24 protein-coding genes are annotated in these 21,192 nt (G+C 48.3%); 12 read left to right on the top strand and 12 right to left on the bottom strand.

All coding sequences use genetic code 11. The annotated features are described in order from the left end of the window. Positions 1–21 precede the first annotated feature (21 nt). From LQV63_RS19085 to LQV63_RS19075, 3 genes are all read left to right on the top strand, one after another. Positions 22–1,380: an ABC transporter substrate-binding protein gene (locus LQV63_RS19085; RefSeq protein WP_233697929.1), complete on the top strand. Its 1,359-nt coding sequence runs from the start codon at positions 22–24 to the stop codon at positions 1,378–1,380. Positions 1,381–1,559: 179 nt separating this feature from the next. Next, on the top strand, positions 1,560–2,792 hold the full coding sequence (locus LQV63_RS19080) for an ABC transporter substrate-binding protein (RefSeq protein WP_233697928.1): 1,233 nt from the start codon (positions 1,560–1,562) through the stop codon (positions 2,790–2,792). A 244-nt stretch (positions 2,793–3,036) separates the two neighbouring features. After that, positions 3,037–3,261 (top strand): hypothetical protein, encoded by a 225-nt coding sequence (locus LQV63_RS19075; RefSeq protein ID WP_233697927.1) that lies wholly within the window; start codon positions 3,037–3,039, stop codon positions 3,259–3,261. Here the strand turns inward: LQV63_RS19075 and LQV63_RS31500 are convergent. After that, positions 3,247–3,378 carry a hypothetical protein gene (locus tag LQV63_RS31500; RefSeq protein ID WP_019421457.1) on the bottom strand — a complete coding sequence of 44 codons (132 nt, stop codon included), beginning with the start codon at positions 3,376–3,378 and terminating at the stop codon, positions 3,247–3,249. The two genes, LQV63_RS19075 and LQV63_RS31500, sit on opposite strands and share 15 nt — an antisense overlap. 45 nt (positions 3,379–3,423) lie before the next feature. On the opposite strand from LQV63_RS31500, the gene LQV63_RS31495 reads away from it, so the two are divergent. After that, complete coding sequence (locus LQV63_RS31495) at positions 3,424–3,549, top strand: hypothetical protein (RefSeq protein ID WP_019421456.1); 126 nt, start codon at positions 3,424–3,426, stop codon at positions 3,547–3,549. Positions 3,550–3,687: 138 nt separating this feature from the next. On the opposite strand, the gene LQV63_RS19070 is transcribed toward LQV63_RS31495, so the two are convergent. From LQV63_RS19070 to LQV63_RS19055, 4 genes are all read right to left on the bottom strand, one after another. Then, on the bottom strand, positions 3,688–4,467 hold the full coding sequence (locus tag LQV63_RS19070) for a YheC/YheD family protein (RefSeq protein WP_233697926.1): 780 nt from the start codon (positions 4,465–4,467) through the stop codon (positions 3,688–3,690). 167 nt (positions 4,468–4,634) lie between these two features. Continuing rightward, positions 4,635–5,351 carry a hypothetical protein gene (locus tag LQV63_RS19065; protein WP_233697925.1) on the bottom strand — a complete coding sequence of 239 codons (717 nt, stop codon included), beginning with the start codon at positions 5,349–5,351 and terminating at the stop codon, positions 4,635–4,637. 514 nt (positions 5,352–5,865) lie between these two features. Then, entirely contained in the window at positions 5,866–7,236 is a 1,371-nt protein-coding gene (locus tag LQV63_RS19060; RefSeq protein ID WP_233697924.1) for a sensor histidine kinase, read from the bottom strand. Next, complete coding sequence (locus LQV63_RS19055) at positions 7,233–7,934, bottom strand: response regulator transcription factor (protein ID WP_233697923.1); 702 nt, start codon at positions 7,932–7,934, stop codon at positions 7,233–7,235. Before LQV63_RS19055 ends, LQV63_RS19060 begins: the two co-directional genes overlap by 4 nt. 322 nt (positions 7,935–8,256) lie before the next feature. Here LQV63_RS19055 and selD point away from each other — a divergent pair, with 322 nt between their 5' ends. After that, positions 8,257–9,336, top strand: coding sequence for a selenide, water dikinase SelD (gene selD, locus LQV63_RS19050; RefSeq protein ID WP_233697922.1), 1,080 nt, complete (start codon positions 8,257–8,259; stop codon positions 9,334–9,336). 3 nt (positions 9,337–9,339) lie between these two features. On the opposite strand, the gene ytxJ is transcribed toward selD, so the two are convergent. After that, complete coding sequence (gene ytxJ, locus LQV63_RS19045; protein ID WP_233697921.1) at positions 9,340–9,729, bottom strand: bacillithiol system redox-active protein YtxJ; 390 nt, start codon at positions 9,727–9,729, stop codon at positions 9,340–9,342. Between the two features lie 129 nt (positions 9,730–9,858). Here ytxJ and LQV63_RS19040 point away from each other — a divergent pair, with 129 nt between their 5' ends. Then, positions 9,859–10,206 (top strand): DUF1360 domain-containing protein, encoded by a 348-nt coding sequence (locus LQV63_RS19040; RefSeq protein ID WP_233697920.1) that lies wholly within the window; start codon positions 9,859–9,861, stop codon positions 10,204–10,206. 195 nt (positions 10,207–10,401) lie between these two features. Here LQV63_RS19040 and LQV63_RS19035 read toward each other — a convergent pair whose 3' ends face one another. Both LQV63_RS19035 and LQV63_RS19030 read right to left on the bottom strand, forming a co-directional pair. Beyond that, positions 10,402–11,382, bottom strand: a complete 981-nt coding sequence (locus LQV63_RS19035; RefSeq protein ID WP_019421447.1) for a CgeB family protein — start codon at positions 11,380–11,382, stop codon at positions 10,402–10,404. Positions 11,383–11,470: 88 nt separating this feature from the next. Then, on the bottom strand, positions 11,471–12,133 hold the full coding sequence (locus LQV63_RS19030; RefSeq protein ID WP_233697919.1) for a BMQ_0737 family morphogenetic spore coat protein: 663 nt from the start codon (positions 12,131–12,133) through the stop codon (positions 11,471–11,473). A 78-nt stretch (positions 12,134–12,211) separates the two neighbouring features. Between LQV63_RS19030 and LQV63_RS19025 the strand changes: the two genes are divergently transcribed. The 3 genes from LQV63_RS19025 to LQV63_RS19015 all read left to right on the top strand — a co-directional run bounded on the left by LQV63_RS19025 (position 12,212) and on the right by LQV63_RS19015 (position 15,388). Further along, entirely contained in the window at positions 12,212–13,525 is a 1,314-nt protein-coding gene (locus LQV63_RS19025; RefSeq protein ID WP_233697918.1) for a hypothetical protein, read from the top strand. An 89-nt stretch (positions 13,526–13,614) separates the two neighbouring features. After that, a complete protein-coding gene (locus tag LQV63_RS19020) occupies positions 13,615–14,982 on the top strand; it encodes a hypothetical protein (RefSeq protein ID WP_233697917.1) in 1,368 nt (455 codons plus the stop codon). 1 nt (position 14,983) lies between these two features. Then, entirely contained in the window at positions 14,984–15,388 is a 405-nt protein-coding gene (locus LQV63_RS19015; RefSeq protein WP_233697916.1) for a M67 family metallopeptidase, read from the top strand. 54 nt (positions 15,389–15,442) lie between these two features. Here LQV63_RS19015 and LQV63_RS19010 read toward each other — a convergent pair whose 3' ends face one another. From LQV63_RS19010 to LQV63_RS19000, 3 genes are all read right to left on the bottom strand, one after another. Next, positions 15,443–16,060: a histones H3 and H4 gene (locus tag LQV63_RS19010; protein WP_233697915.1), complete on the bottom strand. Its 618-nt coding sequence runs from the start codon at positions 16,058–16,060 to the stop codon at positions 15,443–15,445. 112 nt (positions 16,061–16,172) lie between these two features. Beyond that, on the bottom strand, positions 16,173–16,811 hold the full coding sequence (locus LQV63_RS19005; RefSeq protein WP_233697914.1) for a hypothetical protein: 639 nt from the start codon (positions 16,809–16,811) through the stop codon (positions 16,173–16,175). A 191-nt stretch (positions 16,812–17,002) separates the two neighbouring features. Next, positions 17,003–17,362, bottom strand: a complete 360-nt coding sequence (locus LQV63_RS19000; protein WP_233697913.1) for a hypothetical protein — start codon at positions 17,360–17,362, stop codon at positions 17,003–17,005. Positions 17,363–17,865: 503 nt separating this feature from the next. Between LQV63_RS19000 and LQV63_RS18995 the strand changes: the two genes are divergently transcribed. The 3 genes from LQV63_RS18995 to LQV63_RS18985 all read left to right on the top strand — a co-directional run bounded on the left by LQV63_RS18995 (position 17,866) and on the right by LQV63_RS18985 (position 20,407). Further along, positions 17,866–18,564 (top strand): class I SAM-dependent methyltransferase, encoded by a 699-nt coding sequence (locus LQV63_RS18995; RefSeq protein WP_233697912.1) that lies wholly within the window; start codon positions 17,866–17,868, stop codon positions 18,562–18,564. Between the two features lie 33 nt (positions 18,565–18,597). Beyond that, entirely contained in the window at positions 18,598–19,407 is an 810-nt protein-coding gene (locus LQV63_RS18990) for a glycosyltransferase family 2 protein (protein ID WP_233697911.1), read from the top strand. Positions 19,408–19,546: 139 nt separating this feature from the next. After that, entirely contained in the window at positions 19,547–20,407 is an 861-nt protein-coding gene (locus tag LQV63_RS18985; RefSeq protein ID WP_233697910.1) for a CAP domain-containing protein, read from the top strand. A gap of 57 nt (positions 20,408–20,464) precedes the next feature. Here the strand turns inward: LQV63_RS18985 and LQV63_RS18980 are convergent, their stop codons facing one another. Then, positions 20,465–21,163 carry a class I SAM-dependent methyltransferase gene (locus LQV63_RS18980; protein WP_233697909.1) on the bottom strand — a complete coding sequence of 233 codons (699 nt, stop codon included), beginning with the start codon at positions 21,161–21,163 and terminating at the stop codon, positions 20,465–20,467. Positions 21,164–21,192: the final 29 nt, after the last annotated feature.

The following is a 21,192-nucleotide window of genomic DNA, read 5'->3' as shown; positions in this document are numbered from 1 at the left end:
CAAGAGGGGATGGAAATTACAATGAACAATCGCAAACTCGGCTTACTCCTAATTTTTACTCTACTATTTACCTTAATCTTATCAGCATGCGGATCGGGCGGCGGGGAGGACGGACAGACTGCCTCAGAAGCAAATGCAGCGGAAACATCGGCCAAAGAAACGGAGCATAAATCAGACCAAGTGACCGCGAAAGAAGGAAACAAAGATCCGGTCAAGCTCATTTTTATGGCGCCATGGAGCAAAGAGCAGGTGCAGGCACGGATATTGGAAGGAACCAAGGATAAATTCCCGAACATCGATATTGAAGCGACAGGGAAATTCGCTAATAAAGAGGAATTCGATGAGTTGTTCGCGCAAGGCGTCGTTCCGGACATCGTGTTGACGACAGACGGTTTCGACATTTTAAAAGAGAAAGATATGCTGCTGCCATTGGATGACTTGTTGAAGGAACGCAACTTCGATTTCAGCAAAATAAGACCTGGTATTATGGACGCGCTGCGTGCGCGCGATCCGGAGGGTCAAGGACGTCTGCTCGGTATTCCTGTTGAAGACGTGGCGGTGGCGCTCCACTATAACAAGACGATATTTGATAAGTTCGGCGCCTCTTACCCTACGGACGGAATGACATGGGATGAAGTCGTCGAGCTGGCCGCGAAAGTTACCGGGGAACGGGACGGGATTAAGTATCGGGGATTGGCGACGAACTTTATGTCGCAAGCGATGACTCAATTATCCGCAAATGGGACGGATCCAGCTACAGGCGAACCGCAATTTTCCAAAAATCCGGCGTTTGGCCGATTTTTAGAATTGGCGAAGCGAATCGCAGATATCCCGGGTAATTGGGAGCCGGATATCAGTTATGATTTTACTAAGGGAGAGGTTGCGATGAGCCTTGGTCTTATCGCCAATACGATTCCTTACTATCCGGAAGAATTGGATTACGAAGTGGTTAGCTTCCCGGCATGGTCGGATCTGCCAGGTGTTGGTCCTTCGACGTTGCCGCTCACGATTGCGATTAGCAAGCAGAGCAAACATATCGACGAAGCTCTCGACGTTCTGGAATATTTGTTGACCGATGAGCAGCAAATTCGAATGACCCGCAAGGACGTGCCATCCGTCTCCGGCGATCAGAGCATTCTCGAACAGTTTGCGGCGGACGTGTTGAAGAGAGACATGAACGTCAAGGGGATCTACTCGCTCCAGCAAGCCAAGCCGGCCATATACAGCCCATACGGTCCGGACATTTTACTGTACGGCACGAATTACGTCGGTTCCCAAGTTGGCCCATTCTTGAAGTCGGGGGACGACGCGCAGAGCTTCCTCAGAAAGATGGATGAAGAATACGCTGCAACCGTTAAAGAAATGAAAAACAAAAACTAATATCTTATTTTATCCTCAAACAGACTTCTCGTGTTAACTCCACTTAACTCCACTCACATCATCATACCGGCTTTGCTTGCGTCATGAGCAGAGCCGGTCCTGCCGAACATTTCAATATCAAATAATCGTTGTCTGACGAAGGGAGCTCGTGGCGATGAAAAAGAACGTTTCTATGCTGCTTGTCGCGATCCTCATGCTCGTATCACTACTGGCAGGATGCAGCGGACAAACTGCAGAAGATACCCCCGCACCCGCTGAACAGAAGCAGACTGACAATCAAAATTCCAGAACTGAAGTTTCCCAACATTACGCTAGAGCAGTCAGAGGCTTCATTGGATCCGGCAGGGCTGCAGGAATTGAATGCACGGGGTGAAATAGCTGATTTGTATGTCATGCATGAAGGGTATGAAATGTTGAAGGAGCTCGATATGCTAGAGCCGCTCGATCCGTATATTGAGAAGAGCAACTATGATCTCTCTGTATTCCGGGATGGCGTCGTCGAGGTTCAACGTGCGCTTGATCCAGATGGTACAGGGCTCTTATACGGCCTGCCGATTGAAGGCAGCCAAAAAGCGCTGTATTACAACAAGAGCATATTCGATAAATTCGGTATTGATTATCCGCGGGATGGAATGACGTGGGACGAAACCCTCGAGCTGGCGAAGCAAGTGACTGCTGAACGTGACGGAGTGAAGTACAAAGGCTTGTCCTTCGGCTATTATTCCCATGCATTTTCTCAATTGGGCGTTAACGGAACCGATCCGAAGAACGGAGAAGTGCTGTTTACGAAGGAATCGGCGTTTAAGCAATTTTTTGAGCTTCTGGACAGATACCGGAACATTCCGGGCATGATTGACACGAGCGATTATAAATACAGCTTCAGCAACGAGCAGAATCTAGCCATGTATGTTGGCCAACTTCCTCATCTTCCGCTGAACAGTGCTGTTGAAGGCTTGGAGTTCGACATGGTATCCGTGCCGGTATGGCCGGATCATCCGGATGTCGGTCCGACGGCCCCGTCGGTGTCGGTCAGCATCAACAAGCACAGCAAGCAGAAAGATGCCGCTTGGGCCGTGATCGCCCAATTCGCATCACAGGATGGACAGCTTGCCTTATCCCGCGCCGGCAGCCCGCCGACGATTAAGAGTCAGGAAGCGGCAGACCAATATGCTGCGCTGCATATGGAAGAGAGCGGCAAACAATATAATATTGACCCTGTATTTGAACAAAAGTTAGCGAATATTTCGACTTACTCCTCGTACGGACCTTTGATTACATTTCACTATGACGATTTCATCAACCAGAAGGCGCGGGATTTCGTTAAGATGCCAGACAAAGACGTCGCGACCTATTTGAGAGAGATGAAGGAGGAATATACAAGTGTCGTGAAAGAAATGATGGCGAAAAAATAAAGCTGAACGACTCATCTCAGCAGCACGATCCGGCTACCCGCATATTTACTCCAACATCTATTCTCATATCTAGCATCTACTCTCACAAATTCTCCCACATTCACTTGCAAAAATACTCTTACATTGACTCGTATATCGCCCGCATTATTTCAGCGATGAAAAAATAAACGGCGGCAGCCATGCTTCAGCATTCCCGGCTTGTTCGACGAGAACAATTCCGGCTTCAAGTGAAAAGACGGTCGCAATGCATATTGATTGGCACGGCTACTTCACCTGGTTCGGCGGCAACGAGGAGGAAGCGCTCGATTTCCAGAAAAATATGTACGTCGTTCCGATGCTGACTTGGCCGGAGATGGAACAGACGGCTCCGACGCCGAACACCCAAATTTTCACGATAAACCAGTTCAGTGAGAAGAAGGAGGCTGCCTTCCAATGGATTATGGCAAGCGTCTCTCTAGAATATCAATAGACGCTTGCCCGTGCGGGAACCCCGTCTGTCATTACGGGCGACAAGTCGATAAACGCCCAATTCGCGGCCGATAACAGACGGTACGAAGGCAAAAATATCGCCGCTTACTTCCAACATCAGTTCGCACCGCCTCCAGCGAGGGAAAGCGTATGGAACAGCTATGTGAAACTGTATGATAAGCTGCCCGAATTCGCGAAATCGGATATGAACATTCCAGAGTTTCTGCGGAAGGTGGAGGAAGAGGCGCAGGCCGCCATCAAGGTGGCGATGTCAGAGAGCGGGACATAACGGTGACTTACGATGTAGATAAGCAAACGTTTCGGAGGGGGCTGAAAGAGAACTGTTGGATGCAAGGAGCTCAGCTGATTGGAGTCGGTTTGAGCTCTTTTTTGATGGAGAGCCGCTTTCTGGTACTCGTCCTGAAGCTCAATGAAATATGAAATGGCTGCTTTCGCTAGACTTTTTATACAAATCAAGCATGCACTTCCAACATATTTTTTCCGGCCGATTATTCACTTCGATAATCCATGGTTTTAAGTTTTGATCCAGTCCTAGATCAACCCCAAAAAGCTGAATACCAGGATATTTCTTTTCCAGCAGCTCACATATTTGCTCTCCCAATAGGTTCAACTTTTTTTTGGTCTCTATTTTACTTGTTACGTTGGTATATGGAGCTAATAAGTCATCGATGGACACCGCAGTTCCGCCGCTGCGGATATTCGTTACGATTTTTTTCGGATGAGCGACGCGGCCGACAAACCCTTCATTTAGCCAAGTGTTATCACTTTGTTTTTTGATCATCAACCGAAGGTCAAACGGGCGTTCGTTCCATCGGAGCAGGTCTATGCCTTGCTGGACCAAATAATCTTTGTTCACCATATTTGCCAAAACAAATGCGTATACCTGATTCCTCGAATAAAATGTTTTCTGCCTGGATCCCTCATGGACAAGGAAACGCGGTTGTTTCTTATGAACCATCTTCTGAACCTTTATAACTCCTACACCAAACGCCCCTCGATTAGGTTTTAAATATACCGATGTATACTCCGACAGCATGGAAAATAGAGATTGTTTATTCAGTTTCATTGTGGCAGGAAGATGCCTTTTAATCGTGCTGTCGTTCTTTAGTTCACGATAGTGATCCCACTTGATAGTTCTTGCTGGGACATGTGGTTTGGAAGGAAAGGCGGCATGCTCTTTTATCATGGATCAGTCCCCCTCATTCATGTTTTGATATCGTATTCGGGTACTTTAGAACATGCTGCTGGACTTCCGTCTATTTTGCATGCCAAAACGTAATCATTGCCTCGGCAAGACAATTAGGCGAATACAAGTTCGAGCCTATTTTTGAAAACGTTGCACCGTATTTAAGGCTATCGCTTCGTTTCTCGCAAGGTAAGCATTAGCGCCAACTGGATGATGGACATGATGAAGCTATACACGAACATCGTTACGATTACGGCAGCAGGCATCACAAAGTAATTGGCCAGCACGCTCGCCGCCCCGGAGAAGGCAAACATAACGAGCGCCATCCCGATCGCAGATAGACTGTTATGCTTAAAGTACTTCATGCTTCGGCGGAACGCGGTATCGAAATTGACATTATCGACAACAACTGTAAATTCCCAATATACGGCGAGGACCCGCATGACCATGAATAATAGCAGCGATGCGGCAGCGCCAATCGAACCGAACATAATGATGAGCAGGGAAGAGGCGGCAGCCTTGGCAAGCAGTACCGTAATGTTCAGAAAGGCAAACGGAACCCAGTACTTGAGGCCGTCCTTCACCACTTGCGCAGCACGGACAGGCTGTCCTTCGATAATAGAGACGAGTGCCTTAATATAACCGCCCTGCGCAAATGCCCATACGAGCATGACGATAACGTGCGCCCAAGTTAAAGGAATGTTAAATAAATGAAAGACTGACGGGAGGCCCATTTCTAGCACGATACGATAACTCCATTGCGAATGCAGCTGCCATCCGGTCGTGGCTATCATGACGGCAAGCACGATAAGATCTAGAGTTATAGGAATGAGCAGGATGTTGAGGTTGTGGCGTAATAGACGGAATGATTGAAAGAGTGGCATAACTTCCTCCTAGATTGGCAAAAGATATTCCGATAAATGGTTTATTTAGATAAAGACAGAAGCGCCCGATGAAGGCTGTAACGGCTCATATTCTACTGGTGGAAAAGGGATGTCATGTAACTCATTTATGCAAGGCTGAAATGGGCTGCATGTTCAACGGGAACGCTCATCTCCTCTACGGGAAAAAACAATCCAGAGGCTTGGCCGGGAACCCCTGGCTCAAGTTCCATTGGATTCTGTACAATGAAATAGCACGTATGTCTCCTTGCAGACAGGTTCCATTGGAATTGATCCAATGGTTTGACATGAATTCCGCCGTAATTGCCGAACAACAGTCTAATCCACTGTACAAAATACAATCAACGTGCTGTGTAACCGCCCAATCCGTACATTTCACTGTATGTTTTCCAATAGAAGCTAGCTCCACATACAGATTTTGTTCTTCGGTATGCTCTTTAGCGTGCTCCTTGCGTGCCCTTACGTGTCCTTGCCTGCTCTTCCACTATGTGTTCAACTATAGGTTCAACCTGTTTTGTTCCGGAAAACGAATCCAAAACGTCGAACCTTCGCCCTGCTCGCTTTCCGCCCAAATAGTTCCCCGATGAGATTCAACCAATGCTTTGGCAATGCTTAGACCTACCCCCAAGCCACCGCTGTCACGTGAACGAGATTTGTCTGCCCGGTAAAATCGATGAAAGATGTGCGGCAAATCTACAGCGGTAATGCCGATCCCATTATCACGGCAATAGATGAGCGTGTCCCCTTGATTGCATGATAAGCCTAGAACGACGCTGCCTCCGCGCGGCGTGTATTTGATCGCATTGTAAATGACGTTGGACAATATTTGTACCATCCGGTCCGGATCGGCATCCAGAAAACAAGGAGTGTGAGGCTTCTCAAAGACAAACTTTATTTCTTTTTCCTTAGATAAAAATAAAAAGCCTTCATACACTCCTCTAACGACTCGCGTCATCTCTAATGGCTGCAGATTCAGCTCAAAGCGGGCGCCTTCCGCTTCCGATAATTTCTCCATATCCTCAATCAGCCGATACAATCGTTCAATATCGGTCAAAATGCTGAGCATATTGTCTTTCGTCAATGGATAAATGCCATCAATTATAGCATCTAAGCGGGAAAGCACAGCCGTAAGCGGAGTGCGCAACTCATGCGTTAAATCCTGCATCAGTTGAGTGCGCCAGCTTTCCTGGCGATCGAACTCAGCGAGCAGGCTGTTGATTGTCGCAATCAAGCTCGCCATTTCCCTTGTGCCGCACTGCGGTATTACCGTATTACGGTTACCGATAACGATAGATTCGGCAAACTGTCCTGCTTGATGGATGCTGCGGCTCCAGCGATGTGAGGCATACAGAGAGAGAAGCAGTGCAGCTAATATGAACAGGCCGAGCGTATTGCGGCTTCGGGTCAGAAGCTCTTGCTCGTATTGCACGATAGCGGGTGAATACAATCCGGTGTCCAAATCGTAATAAGCATGCAAATATCCGTCTATACGCCCATTGATAATGATAGGAACTTCCACTTCATAAGGATGAGTGACGGCCAGTACGTCTTCCGTCATAATGTTAACTTTTATCGTCTTGCGGTCAGGAGCATAATAGCGAATTGGAGCCGAGAATTGGTTGGAGGCTTCCCGCAATTGAGCGTTATTTACTTCGGCAAGTGGTCCCTCGGACATGAAGTTCCGAATGACATAGGACAAATGATAGGTGTGCTCCGTCAAAGCTTGCTGCTTATATGTAGTGAACTGTTCTTTCCAGAGATGCATCAATACGAAGTAGAGACAGATCAGTGATGTGAGGGAGATGCATAACATGAAGATGAACATGGAGGTGCGGGTATTGAATCTGGTCAAAACGAGTCGCTTCATCGTTCATCATCCGGCTGGTAATTAAATTTGTATCCCGAGCCAATCTTCGTAACAATATATTGGGGGCGTTTCGGATCCTCTTCTATTTTTTTGCGAATATTCATAATATGTACATCCATGACGCGTCCGTCTCCGATAAAGCGGTAGCCTTGCACTTCATAGGACAAATCGTGCCTGCTAAACACTTTTCCCGGCTTCTTCACGAGAATGCTTAACGTCCTGAATTCGGTTGTCGTGAGATTAGCCGGTGTTCCATCGAGGAATACATCTTCCAATTCGAAATTGACCATGAGCCTGCGGCGATTAAAATACAGAATGCTGCGGCTGGTGCTGTTCATACTATTGATTCTGCGCTGCAGGGCATAGATGCGAGCGATAACTTCTTTCATGCGAAAAGGCTTCGTAATGTAATCGTCGGCTCCCAGATTGAGGCCATGGATCATATCGACTTCCCGCGCTTTGGAGGTAATCATAATTAAGGGGACGTTAGACATCCGCCTAATGCTGCGGCACACATCCTCTCCTGGAATCCCAGGAATCATCAAATCAAGCACGACCAAATCCAATTTGTATAACTGGACTTTCTTCAAAGCTTCTACGCCGTCGCAGGACAGATGCACCTTCCACCCTTCATTGAGAAAATAAGATTTGAGTATATCGCGGACAGAAGCTTCATCCTCGACAATCATTATGTCCATTCCCGTCAACCCCCTTGAACTTATATATGCAGCAGTTCAAAAAGTGCCCTATTAATTATAAAGCGAATCTTGAACATGTATTATATGTATAAAGGTGGAGATATTTACATCCATATCGGGAAGCGCTTACAAATAATTAATGATCATTCTTTACTATATGGTATACAACGAATTCTGTTTTTGTCAAAGAAAAAAAAGTATATCTGACTCTTATGCCGCAATGGAATCGGAATGGTACGGCAATTCATTTCTAAGCCGGACAACACAATGTGGTAAAATAATTACATGAAGTTTTGGCCTATAATTAGGAGGATGATGAAAGATGGAGCAACAACCTAATGTCCGTTTGACGACTTTGTCCAGCAAAGGAGGATGCGGCTGTAAGATTGGCCCCGCAGATTTGGCGCAGGTGCTGCGGCAGCTTCCCGCGACGGAGAAGCATCCCGATTTGATCGTCGGCTTGGACACAAGCGATGATGCAGGCGTGTTCCGGTTGAACGACGAGCTAGCGATCGTGCAGACGGTCGATTTCTTCACGCCGATTGTGGACGAACCGTACGCATTCGGCCAGGTCGCGGCAGCCAATGCGCTTAGCGATATTTACGCGATGGGCGGCAAGCCGTTGACGGCGCTCAACATTGTCGCATTCCCGATTTCGAAGCTGGATAAGTCCATTTTGGCAGAAATCTTGCGTGGAGCGGGAGACAAGGTGAAGGAGGCGGGAGCTACGTTGGTCGGAGGCCACTCCATCGATGATGCGGAGCCGAAATTCGGCATGGCTGTTACTGGCATCATACACCCGGATAAGGTGCTCACCAATGCTGGCGCTCGTCCAGGAGACAAGCTCGTATTAACGAAACCGATCGGGGTCGGCATTATGACCACCTCGCTCAAGCGCGAGCTTCTGCAGCCGGAGGAAATCGAGCTCGTGACGAAGACGATGACGATGCTGAACAAGACGGCGGCGGAAGTGATGGCGGATTATGAAGTTCACGCCTGCACGGACGTTACCGGCTTCGGCTTGCTCGGGCATGGTTCGGAAATGGCGCAGGGCAGCCAGACAGGTCTGCATATTTATGCAGAGTCCGTTCCGGTTCTTCCGCGCGTGCGCGAGTTGGCGGAGCAGGGTGCTGTACCTGGCGGAACGAAGAACAACTTCAATCATGTGAAGGATAACATCCGCTTTGACGGGCGCTTGGATGAAATATCGCAGTGGATTTTGTGTGATGCCGTCACTTCAGGCGGATTGCTGTTATCCGTGGCAGAGGCAGACGCGGAAGCCCTGCTGCAAGCGATGAACGATAAAGGCATTGCGGCAGCTTGCATCGGCGAAGTCGTTGCGGAGCATCCGGGTGTAATTACCGTAACGGGATACGTAGTCGGCAATATCAGCAGCAAATAGGCGTTAGTCAATATAGATTTTTCCACGCGTCTCAGGCGCATGCAGAAAATGAAGAGCTACTTTGCACAATTGGTTGGAATTAATCTGTTGATGAGAGGCGTGCCAGACGACCCTTTGCTGGTTGATTAAAATAATTTGCGGAGATACGTGAGGGATTCCGAGTCCGAGGGATACCCGATCGGACAGATCCTTTTCCTCGACGACCCGGATAACGCCGAATGTGAAGCGGGAAGAGACGTCCGGATAGCGCGATATAAAATGATTAAGCGCGACATGAGCGACCCGGCTCGACCCGCAACGCGAACTATGTTTGTATAAAAACAATGGTCTGGCATCGGATTGCTGGATGAGCTGCGTGAGCTGTTCGTCGGATTGAATAATCATAAGAGACATCGCAAGGTTCCTCCTTAATATTCATATCAAGCGCGTTGAACGCGGCTATGTATTCAGTTCTTGTTCTGGACGGGGAGACATACAATGAACTGATCCGGTATGTTTTGCAGGACATGGAGGGAACTGCTGATGTGGGACATCTCTTGGCTGACATTTATGCTGCTGTTTTTGGCAAGCTACCGCTTGACGCGATTGATTGTGTTCGATGAAATAACGGCATTTTTGCGCCGCCCGTTTGTGGAGGAGCGGTTCCACACCGACGAAACGGGCGCCATTTATGCCGTAATTGACGAAAAAGGCGGACGTTTTCACGCATTTATGCGCAAGCTCTTAACCTGTTATTGGTGTGTCGGGGTATGGTCTGCCGCTGCAGTGGGAGCAGCTTATTTACTTATACCAGCTATTGCGTATCCTCTCGTTCTCGTGCTGGCTATCGCCGGGGCGGCCGGGATTCTTGAATCGTTTGTTAAAGGCTAAGCAGGCAACTGCTTGCCTTTTTTTTTATGCTATAAGGCAGTCGAGTTCTTGCAATCTTCACGGTGCTGAAAAGTGATCTTTTTGAACCGTACGTTAGGTTGGATTGCTGCTGATTTGTCCGCCAATTAAGGCGGTCGTCTGCATCTTTCAAAATGATGATAGCATATGATAAATTATGGATCGAGTGATTAAACATTAGGTCGTGATATCGTGCAGCAAGCTGTTCAACCGATGTGAGAAGGTATGCTGGGCACATGTTCTGAGATAGGCTTTAGCCGCTGCTTCCTGCCGTTTCTCGGGTTCGTTCAAATAGTGATGGATGAGATCCGCGCACTGCTGCGGGGAATGGTAACAGCCAATCTCTTCTCCCGGCGCATAGAATAATTCCAGATCAGGCCGGTAATCGGTAAGCTGAAAAGCCCGGCATGCTGCGATATCGAATGTGCGGTTATTAATGGTATGGGCGGGAGCCCCGGCTTTGTTCTTGTCGATTAGCGAATCGTCTTCGCTCCTGTGGATGTTCAATACGATGCTGGCACCATTAAAGTAGCGCGGCGTTTCCGAAAAATTAATCCATTTGCTCCGGATGCTTGGCACGCAGCCGCCTGACCAGTCGACCGTTTCCCAGAAATGACCGACCAGCTGTACCCGGACATCCCTGTTGACATACCGCAGTGTTTCCTTCATGAAAGCAAGCCGATTGTCGTAGCCCGTTCCGATGAAGCATACGTCGTTCCGGTACGAAGAATGAACCGCATATGGGCGAAAAATGTCCAAGTCGGTTCCGAGCGGCAGGTGAAATACCCGCTTGCAGCCGTTCCTTTCATAGTAGGGGATGCACCCGGAATCAATCGTAAACACATAATCGTAATGCGGCGCTACTTGCAACGCGTTGTCGATCGCGTACGGATCGTCCACGAACCAGACGCCTGTCGGAATGCCCAGAGCCCGGATGGCGCGAATCAATTCTGGAGGAAGAAAGGACTTCGGTCCGCACAGCGTAAGCACAATATCTGGAGCGAATTGGCGGATTTCGGGCAGCAAGTTCTGAATGGGAGTCCGATTGAGCAGGAATAGCTTCGCCTCGCGACTGTGTCCGCCAACTGCTTTCATCAGCGCATTATCAAGAATATCAATCGGTCTCCGGTAGCCAGAAGCAATATAATACAGCTTCATAGACGCCTCCTTGCTTGCCTGTGAAGGAAGGATGAAAGATTAAAAAAGGGATGGTTTGGTCCACCACCCCAAGCGATCAGCATTTAAATTATCCAGGGAACGGATAAGGCGCACCAGGGAAGACGTCAGGGCATTGTTGAGGGAACGTGACCACACAAGGATTTTCCGGAATCGGAATTTCAGCGCGCGGCTGGCATAATTCCGCTTCAACCATCAGCTTGACGTTAGCTTTCACTTGAATGCTTTGGCAAATCACGATATCGACGTTGACGAACGTGTTGTTTACGATATCCAAGAACTCGATTCTTGTTGCATCCGGCACGATATGGCAATCGATGACGGTTCCCGGAGGAGCGCACAAGAGCACTTTTTCGAAGCGCACGAAGTTCTTCGTATATTTGCAGTGTACAACGTTCGGGATAACCGAGGTGTCGATAATCGTTACCTCATACGTTCCGAACTTTCTCATGACTACCCGTTGCAACGTCACTGGAGTGCCACCGACCGTGACAACTACGTTTTCTCTCGTAGAACCAACTTTCTCTTCGCAGTCGACGTCAACTACTCTTACCTCGATTCTGAACGAGGTCGGAAGTGGTAAGCAGGACATTGGATCGACTGTAGATTCGTCGACAATTTGGGTCACTTTCAACACCCAATCGAATACTTTAGGAACCTCTATACATTCCAAAGAGGGTAAAGGCAAATATTCGGGGGGTGTCGTCTGCCCTTGAACCAACTTGCTCTCCATTGATGTTTCAGGCCTCCTTTGTAGAATTCAAATTCAATACAGTCTATGGAGGAGACAATAAAAAGGTGACGAAACCCCATGAATTTTTTGGAGGGATATCAGGTGCTGAGGAATGTCCTTTTTCGAATGACGCACGGCACTCATTGGCTCGGCATTGACCGCAACGGGGTGCTGAAGCATGCGGTGCATCGGTTGCAGGAGCCGCCGGTCTTCATGACATGGCAGGCACACGGGCCGATCAGACAATTTTGCGCGATCCCTTCCGAGAATCAAGTTCATGTTCTGGTGCAATGCGATACGGGTATGTACTATTTAAAATGCTCTCTGGATACGGGACTGCAGCAGGAACGGTGCATAGAACGCCGCGTGACTGGCGGGTTCCCGCATTTATTCATGTATAGGTCTGCCCTTTATATTTGCTACATAGTGACAGAGCAAGGTGCGTTGACGTTCATTATGAAATCTTGCCACCAAGGAGTGTGGCGCGAGCGCTCCGTTGCGTTTCCTGATACGCGTCCGGGTCAAACGGGCCAACGTGTCGGGCAAGCGTTATTTGCCGTAAGCGAACATGGGAAGTTGTACGGCTTGTTCCATGTGTGCAGCGATGACGAAGAGCATCATGCTCTTGAGCTGCTTGAAGTGGATATCGAGCATGCGAGCGAGATGTGGATGCGTCTCTTCGCTGCTGCACAGGTCCGCCAACGGTGGAGCATTGGCTTATCCGTCGATGATGGCGGTAGGCCCCATGCGGCATGGACTATTCACAGCGGTTCGGCGGCTGCATCATACTACGCCAATCCGACGCGAATTTCTGGATCGTGCATGCCGCTATCGGTTCGATTTGAAGATGCGGAGCCGCAGCCCTACTTTATATGTAGGGGAGAAATGCTGCTGCTGCTGCTGGTTGAAGAGAGCGGGCGTATCGCGGCTGCGTACTCGACGGATTATGGGGAGTGCTGGTCGCCCTTTAGCGATATTCATTTTTCGCCGCAGTCACAGCTTTCGATCGTCCAGAGTGTCATAAGTGAGCCAGACCGGATCGTTCCGGTGCTCCTGCTCGGACTTGGGGCCCCTTACTTCCGGCCGATAGAAGAGATTGATTTGCTGAACTCGTTCTCTGCGTTGAAGGCCTTGCTGCCCGTTGACACCGGGTTTGCTTACTACGGCCTGCAGATGGAACAGTTATTCAGGCATTTCGAGAGCCAGGTGGAGGGGCTGCAGTCAGCCGTTAACGAGTTGGACAGCGGCAACGAGGCAAAAGAAATGTCGCTGCAGCAGCTCATAGAGCAGTGCCGGGTGTTGGAACAAACGGAATGCGAAGTGCTGGCAGAAATAAAGAAACTGCAGGATGCGTCCGATACGGAACCATTCTCTCTGCGCTTCATATTATAAGTGTAGTTAGAAAAATGGGCCTTTTTTTGAACATCCTCAGCAAGTGTATGTTTATGGCCATACACCAGAACAGATCGGAGGGTGAACAGATGAAAATCCAAATTAGCACCAAACCGCTCTGCACAATATCCGTCACGATGCTTCCCGATGTGTATCAGCTGCTTGGCATGCATTCGTTTACTTTTCATTTGGACAAAGAAAACGATACGCTCAATATTGTCAATCCGTTATCAGGGCATCAGGTCGTGTTGGAAAGCAAATGTAAGCGGGTTAAGGACAGACTGCTCATGCTCACGAGTGAAGCGCTTAGAGCAGCGGGGCTGCAAGTATGGATTGTTGACACGGAAGAAGAACGAAAGGCATGCTTATCTGAGTTGAACGGAGCAAAGCCGAGTATCTGGCTTTCGGTATTAGAGTCTGAGCCGGATGAGAATAAGGTGACAGCCCATTTTTTTGTGCAGCAGATGAAATCAAGCAAACAGCTGGCACACTTACTTATCCAAAACATTGTGAAGCTATCTGATTTGCCTGTCGGTGGAGTGTCGTTGAATTGGAAGAAGGTAACGAACTATATATCTCCATTATCCGGTCACAACATGCCGATGGCTGCTTTAACGTACGGAAGGCTCTCCGCGTTGTCTCCGCTGGAGTTGGAGCGGCTGTCACGAAGTATTGTCTGCACGGCCACCTCATTTTTTGCGAAGCAGCCGGTTCTTGACCTCATTCGAACGCTGCAGTGGATGGAGCACGCTAGCCTTGCCGCTCAACAAAAATCGGCTAATTCAGCAGTTGCGGAACAGCACAGCGTTATGGAAACAGTGGAATCAGGCCCAGCAGATGCAGCCGCAGATGATGCAGGCCAACCTGCTGAGGCGGCTGACATTCCGAATGCGGCCGATATGGATGGGCAGATGCACGAGGCGGATGAAACAGATGAAGAAAAAGAAGTGTATGAGGCAATTGAGGTTAATAAAGAAAAAGAAGTGAATGAAGTTATTGAAGGCATTGAAGGCATTGAGCTAAATGAAGAAAATGAAACCTATGAAACCTATGAAAACTATGAGACACATACTGTCGCCGCTTCGGATTCAGAATTACTGCCGGAAACCGTGCTGGAAGCAAGTGAGGAGAATGAAGCCGAGGCTGTTCACATTGTCACCGTCAACATAGAACCAGAGGAGCGCATCGATTCGGAACGACAAGCCGAGAGCGGGTCGGAGCCTATTGCAGAAGAGGGGCAGGATACACGCTCTAAGCAGGCGCCGACGTATTCGACTTTTATATGGCTGCAAGCGCAGACGGTAAGGAAGCAGCGGGGGCCATCCGACGAGGAAAAGCGCCGCAACACGTCTTTTTTCAGCTACATGAATCAGATGTCTCAAAAGCAAGAGAAAAAGCAGGCGCCAAAACCGTTCGATATGATGACGTTAGAGAGAGAAAGGGCTCAGAAATCGTAATATGGGCTACATTCGAATTGCAGCAGGAGCCTATCGTGAGATGGTCCATCATTGCATGGAAGAGAAACCGCTTGAAGCTTGCGGCCTGCTGTCCGGAAGTGAGGGGACAGTCGGACGCTGCTGGAACATACGGAACGTCAATCAAAGCCCTGTATCGTTCGCTATGGATATGGAACAAGTGGTGACCGCTTTACAGCAAATGAAACAGCATAATGAACAGTTGTTGGGAATATATCATTCCCATCCGAATAGTTACCCTTACCCGTCCATATTCGATATTGAACATGTTGTATATCCGTGCTCCTATCTCATCGTGTCGTTGAATCGGTTGCGACCGCGCGTCCGCAGCTACCGTATTACGGGGGGAGACGTGCAGCATGAGCCGATCTGGCTTGTGCCTTCCTAACGGTTTTCTTATCTTTACAACAAGATAAGGGACCGTTTTTTTGTTGTACATAGACTACAAGGGTATCGATTGATAGATTTCCGCAATAAAAGCGAACCCTTCCGGGAGAACAGCGCGTTCATCTGCAGGTTCAAAAGAAAAGACGAATTTGACATCCAGACCCGTCCACGCCTCATCGAACACAACCGGCACCGTGTAGCTTCGCAAGCATTGTGAGCGGCTGTGGTTGTCTGCATTCAGGGAGGAGAAAATGGGTATGGATTTTCTTTTCCGGTTCATCGGCTGAGGAGAAGAATGCAGTAGGTTTAGGGACTCTAAATCTGCAATATCAACACGGCTATGCAATTCAGCTGCGCTGTACACTATGAGCACAATAAGAAAATTGTTCGATAGGTCTAGGTTAATCGGATGGGATTGCGCTGCATAGCCTTGATGGCAGTTATCTTGATTCGCAGCAGCATATTTCACAATATGCGGATCGGGACCTGGAAGAAAAGTGGGGCCGTCGTTAAATAGCCTGGCGATGGCGTTGTTCTCGTCATACAGCTTGCCCAGCTTGACGACATTTGGAACCGTTCCGGACAACAGTTGGCTAACAGCTGTCTCTCTGTCGGATGCGCCGATTACGGTCGCGGTATGGCTTACTAGTCTCTGAATCGGTAGCAATGGCACGATTTGCAAACCTCCTATCCAATGAAGATGTCAAAACATGAGAGTACCATACCCGCATGAAGAGCGGGTATGGCTGTTGCTATCTTTCAGATGCCGAATCAGTTGCCATAGATTAGATTGGAGTCGCTTGATAAATATCGGCTGAGAAGGCCAAGCCAGCCGTGTTGATGGCGCCGTTGGTGAGATAGTTCGTCACTTGGAAGGAGAAGACGAACCGTACGCCAACCGCGATACTAATTAGTCCGAGGGAAGCTGGGATCGAGTAGAAGCGGACTTTTTGCCAGTTATAAGGGTTGGCAACATCAGTAGTAATACCCGTGACTGGGTTCAACGAGCCGGCGTTCAAGTCGACGTCGAGTCCAGGAACCGGGAACAAGCTAATTCCTAGCGTGCTCACGGCTTGAATCCGTGCGGTCACGGCGTTGTCGGCAAATACGGTCAATGCGATCAGAAAATCATTGATGATACCGATCGTCAAAGGAACCGTAATAGACACTGCCGCAAAGCCGTGCGTTTCTCCAGGGATGAATGTCGGCTGCGTCCATACGGCCTGTGGGTCCGCAGCAGCGGCAAATACGGTATTGTCGTTGTCGAATTTCCGAATTTCAGGCCAGATCAATGGCGCGTTGCCTACATTCACTACGTTAGGGGCCGCACCGGCCAGTGCCAAAGCGGCTGCTGTTGCTTTGTCCGCTGCACTGACTACGTTGGCTGTGCTGCTGGTAAGCCGCTGAATGGGGATAATTGGCATATAAAAAAACCTCCTTTAGGCTTGTTAAAGGACTTGGTGTGGTGTTGTCCTTTCACATTACTAATGTATGAGTAGCCAGAATGAATGGTATGGATGAATTGCTAGAATCATTCGCACAAACTTGTATCGTTGGATCGGCATACTTATAGATTAGAAAGTCGGATTGGAGGAGGCAGGAAATGACGATTCCATTAAAACGAAAGCTTGTGTTCCGCACGCTGCACGTGTCCGCTGACTGCGAGAACGTCATTAAATTCATATTGCGAAATGAGACGCAACAACCCTTGTGTGATCTTGATATTACCGTGACCAATGATAATTTGAAGGGAAAATGTAAAATCCATCAACATAATGACCGCCATAATGAGTGCGACTGTCACGATAAATGCAAACACAAGCACCACTGCGACTGTCACGATAAATGCAAACACAAGCACCACTGCGACTGTCACGATAAGTGCAAACATAAGCATCATTGCGATTGCCGTGATAAGTGCAAGTGCTGTAATCACGGGCATCACGGACATCACGGACATCATAACAATCGACACAAATGTAAAGTTCCTTGTATCGTCAAAGTAAAAGTACAGACCACATTTTGCGCAAAAACGATTGTGTTAGATTGTCCGACATGCTGCCTGCATCTCGACTTTGAAGAAATCTTCGGGTGGGGTAAATGCATTCCACCGAGTGAACCGGACAATTTGCTCTGGCTTACGTTGACCTTTGACAGATCTTTCTGCCAAGGCGACGTATTAACGATTGATCCTGACAATGGTTGCGGGCCTGTCGTCATCGACGAAGATGATTGCCGGAAGCACCCTCATGTATGCACCATCCATGAGGAAGAGGGATGCTGATACTCAGCATAAACGCGGAATGAAATCAGAACGTTAGGGATGGAATAGTAAAAGAGGGTTTCGCTGCCCATGTGTGGCAGTGGGCTCTTTTCTGTTTCAATTGGACAAGCAAATGCCGTTTTTTTAAAAGTGGCATGAATGTTTATACCAATATGAAGTAATAGAATACAATGATTTACGGAGGTGAGCGAGAAATGCTTGCATTTTGGGAAAAAATAATATTACCTCTCTTGCAAATGTACGGTGTGAAGAAGATTGTGGAAATCGGGGCGGAGAATGGTTGGAATACAAGTCATCTCTTGCAGTATTGCCGTGCCGTAACCGGTGAATTGTTCGTTATTGATCCGTCCCCTAGGTTTGACGTTCAGGAATATAAGAGACTTTTTCACAAGGAATTTCATATGATTATGGATTACAGCTTAGAAATTCTCCCTCATTTGCGACAGTACGATTCCATTCTTATCGACGGGGACCATAATTGGTATACCGTATATCATGAATTGAAGTTGATTGAGGCAATGGCCTCACAGGACGGGAAATTCCCTGTCGTGCTGCTGCACGACACGCAATGGCCATATGGCAGAAGGGATATGTATTACTTCCCTGAGTCGATACCGCCTGCATATCTTCATCCGCATGCCCAAAAGGGAATGGAATACGGCCGATCGGAATTGCTGGAAGTCGGAGGGGCGAACAGCATACTCTACAATGCGCTCTATGAAAATGGGGAACGCAACGGCGTGCTCACGGCGGTCGAGGACTTTTTAAAGCAAACGCCATTGAATCTAAGCTTTCATCAAGCCTATTCTAATAGCGGGCTCGGCATTATCGTTCCGAAACATGATGCTGTCGATATGCAAATTCAAGCGATTCTCTCATTATCAGGATTATAAGAACAATAAATACATCTTGAAGGAGGGAGAAAGATGTCTTCATCATTATTCGGCATTGCTATACTAGTATTGAATCAATTGGATATGACAAGGCAGTGCATCCATTATATACGAGCCTATTCCAGCCAACATATACCGATCTTGATTATTGATAATGGCTCTAGCTTGGAATACCAGCCAGAACTTCAGGCTCTCGGAGATTACTACATCCGCAATGAAGTGAACATCGGGGTCATCCCTGCCATGAATCAAGCTTGGCAGGTGTTGGACACAACTTATATTATGTATCTCCATAATGATCTCCTTATTTTAGAGCCGCATTTTGATGTGAAGATCAACCGGGTGTTGGCACAGGTTTCTTCTGTCGGAGCTGCCGGCTTCGGCGGAGGGCATTCAATGGATTGCAGAGGATTCCGCACATCATTTACAAGCAACATGATCAATGCCGAAGTTCACGGAACACGCATGCTGCAGGATTACGTCCCTTCCGTTGTGCTGGATGGGATGTGCTTAATCATAAGAAAAGAGCTCATTCTTGAAATCGGAGGTATCGCGAATCAGTATCCGATTCACCACTATTATGATATGGATATTTGCCTTGAATCCATATATCGGGGATATAAAGTGCTCACGATCGGTGTTTACGTTCACCATGTCGGTTCACAAACTTCGTCACAATCAGATTATTCGGCATGGCTCGAACAGTTCGGACTGACTGAGATGTCATTGTATGGTCAAAACCAAATCATATTTAATCAGAAGTGGGGGCATAAACAGGCAATTAGCGTCGATTCGCAATTTAATTATTATGATGCAAATGGGCCTATCGCAATGAAAATATAGTAAATAATGGCATTACTTAGTTTTGTATAATAAAGCGCTAATTAAATAAAGAAGAATGAATTTCCAAATAATGATCGTTGTTAGGTTAATTCCTTTCTATTAGTCTGAAATAGAAGATAATAGAAAGGAGTTCCTTAACATGGTAAGAAAAATGAGGAAAAGCAAGCTGTTCACGACGCTCTCTGTAGTTGCGCTCCTGTCCGCCTCTCTGACATCGATCGGATATGCAGACGGCTTGAAGCTCAAGCAAGGGGATCAGGGCCCGCAAGTATTGGAAGCAGAGCAGCTGCTTCACAAGCTGGGATGGTATGTGGAAGTGGACACGAAGTATGATCGCTACACTGTGCGGGCTGTGAAGAAATTTCAGCAAAAGCATGGTATCCGCGTGACCGGTGTCATCGACAATGCCACGATGAACCGTCTGAAGCAGGAGGGGGCGGCTTATGACAGTGCCATCGGCAAGCCTGTGCCAACTCCGCAGCCTTCCAAGCCTACACCGGAGAAGCCGGTTGTCGTCCAACCGCCGGTAGTTAAGCCTCCGGTTGTCCAGCCTCCTGTCGTCCAGCCGCCAGTCGTTAACCCGGCTCCGGTTACGCCAGGAAATACAGGTATCACATTGTCTGCCGAAGAGCAGCAAATGATTGAACTGATGAATCAAGAGCGAGCCAAGTCAGGCTTGCAGTCGGTGAAGCCGAATGCCAAGCTGATGGAGCTGGCCCGCCTGAAGGCGAAGGATATGGTCGATAACCATTACTTCTCCCATAATTCGCCGACTTACGGTTCTCCGTTCAAGATGATGCAGTCCGGGGGAGTCGCATACAAGAAAGCTGCTGAGAATATTGCCGGCAATCGCTCGGTTGCGGCGGCTCATCTTGCGCTCATGAATTCGGAAGGGCATCGCGCCAACATCATGACGAAGGAGTTCAATCAAGTGGGCATCGGAATTGTTCCGGGTGGTCCGTACGGCACGATGTACGTACAGATGTTCATACAGCAATAATAGAGCAAGCAATAGCCGCAGACGTCGAAGGACATCTGCGGCTTCGATGTTGACCTCTTATAGACCAGATTGCGCGATAATGTGTCTGGTCACTTCATTATAATGGCGGTAGATGTCTGAGTCGTCAGGCATTATGACACCAAGGCCGAATTGGCTGTGTACTCTGTGTAATTGCAAAGGCAGCTTCGATTCCGCCATGAAGTCCTCTACCGCGGTCAATACACCGTTTCTCTCCCCATTTTCATACTCGGCGTTATGAACAGACGAGTTATGACCATCTTCCACCAGCTCATTGACACCGGGCAGGATGCCTTTTTGCGCACTGGGCTTCCGGAATTCGGCAGGAATGGATTCCGGGAAATAGTACATGTCTCTTCTCCCGTAAGGCCACTCCAAATCGTGCAAAAATACGATCGGAAAACGCTCCATCCGTTCTAAATGCTTTAGTTCATGATATACCGTGAACCAATTGTGATCCCCGTCCACAAACACGGCGTCGCACCGGTGGATATGCGGGAGGAGTTCCAGACTGAATCCCCGCAGCATTTCGAACTTATCCCCGAACTGCTGCTTCATTCGCCTCACATCGAACTGAGGAGAAGGATCGATGGCGACGAGGCGTCCGCTGTCCGCTCCATTGACGTAGCTTAACAGGTTCGTAGTGTTTAATCCTTGCGCACAGCCGATTTCTACAATGTCGTTCGGCTTCGTCAACTGCAAGATCGGATGTATGATTTGATTCCAGAAATAAATCAATATCTTTACCCCCCATGGCCACCAGGTAC

The sequence above is a fragment of the Paenibacillus profundus genome (genome assembly GCF_021369635.1).
Lineage (GTDB): Bacteria > Bacillota > Bacilli > Paenibacillales > Paenibacillaceae > Paenibacillus_B > Paenibacillus_B profundus.
Note: the sequence above shows the minus strand (reverse complement) of the source record. Positions and strands in the feature narration are given on the sequence as shown.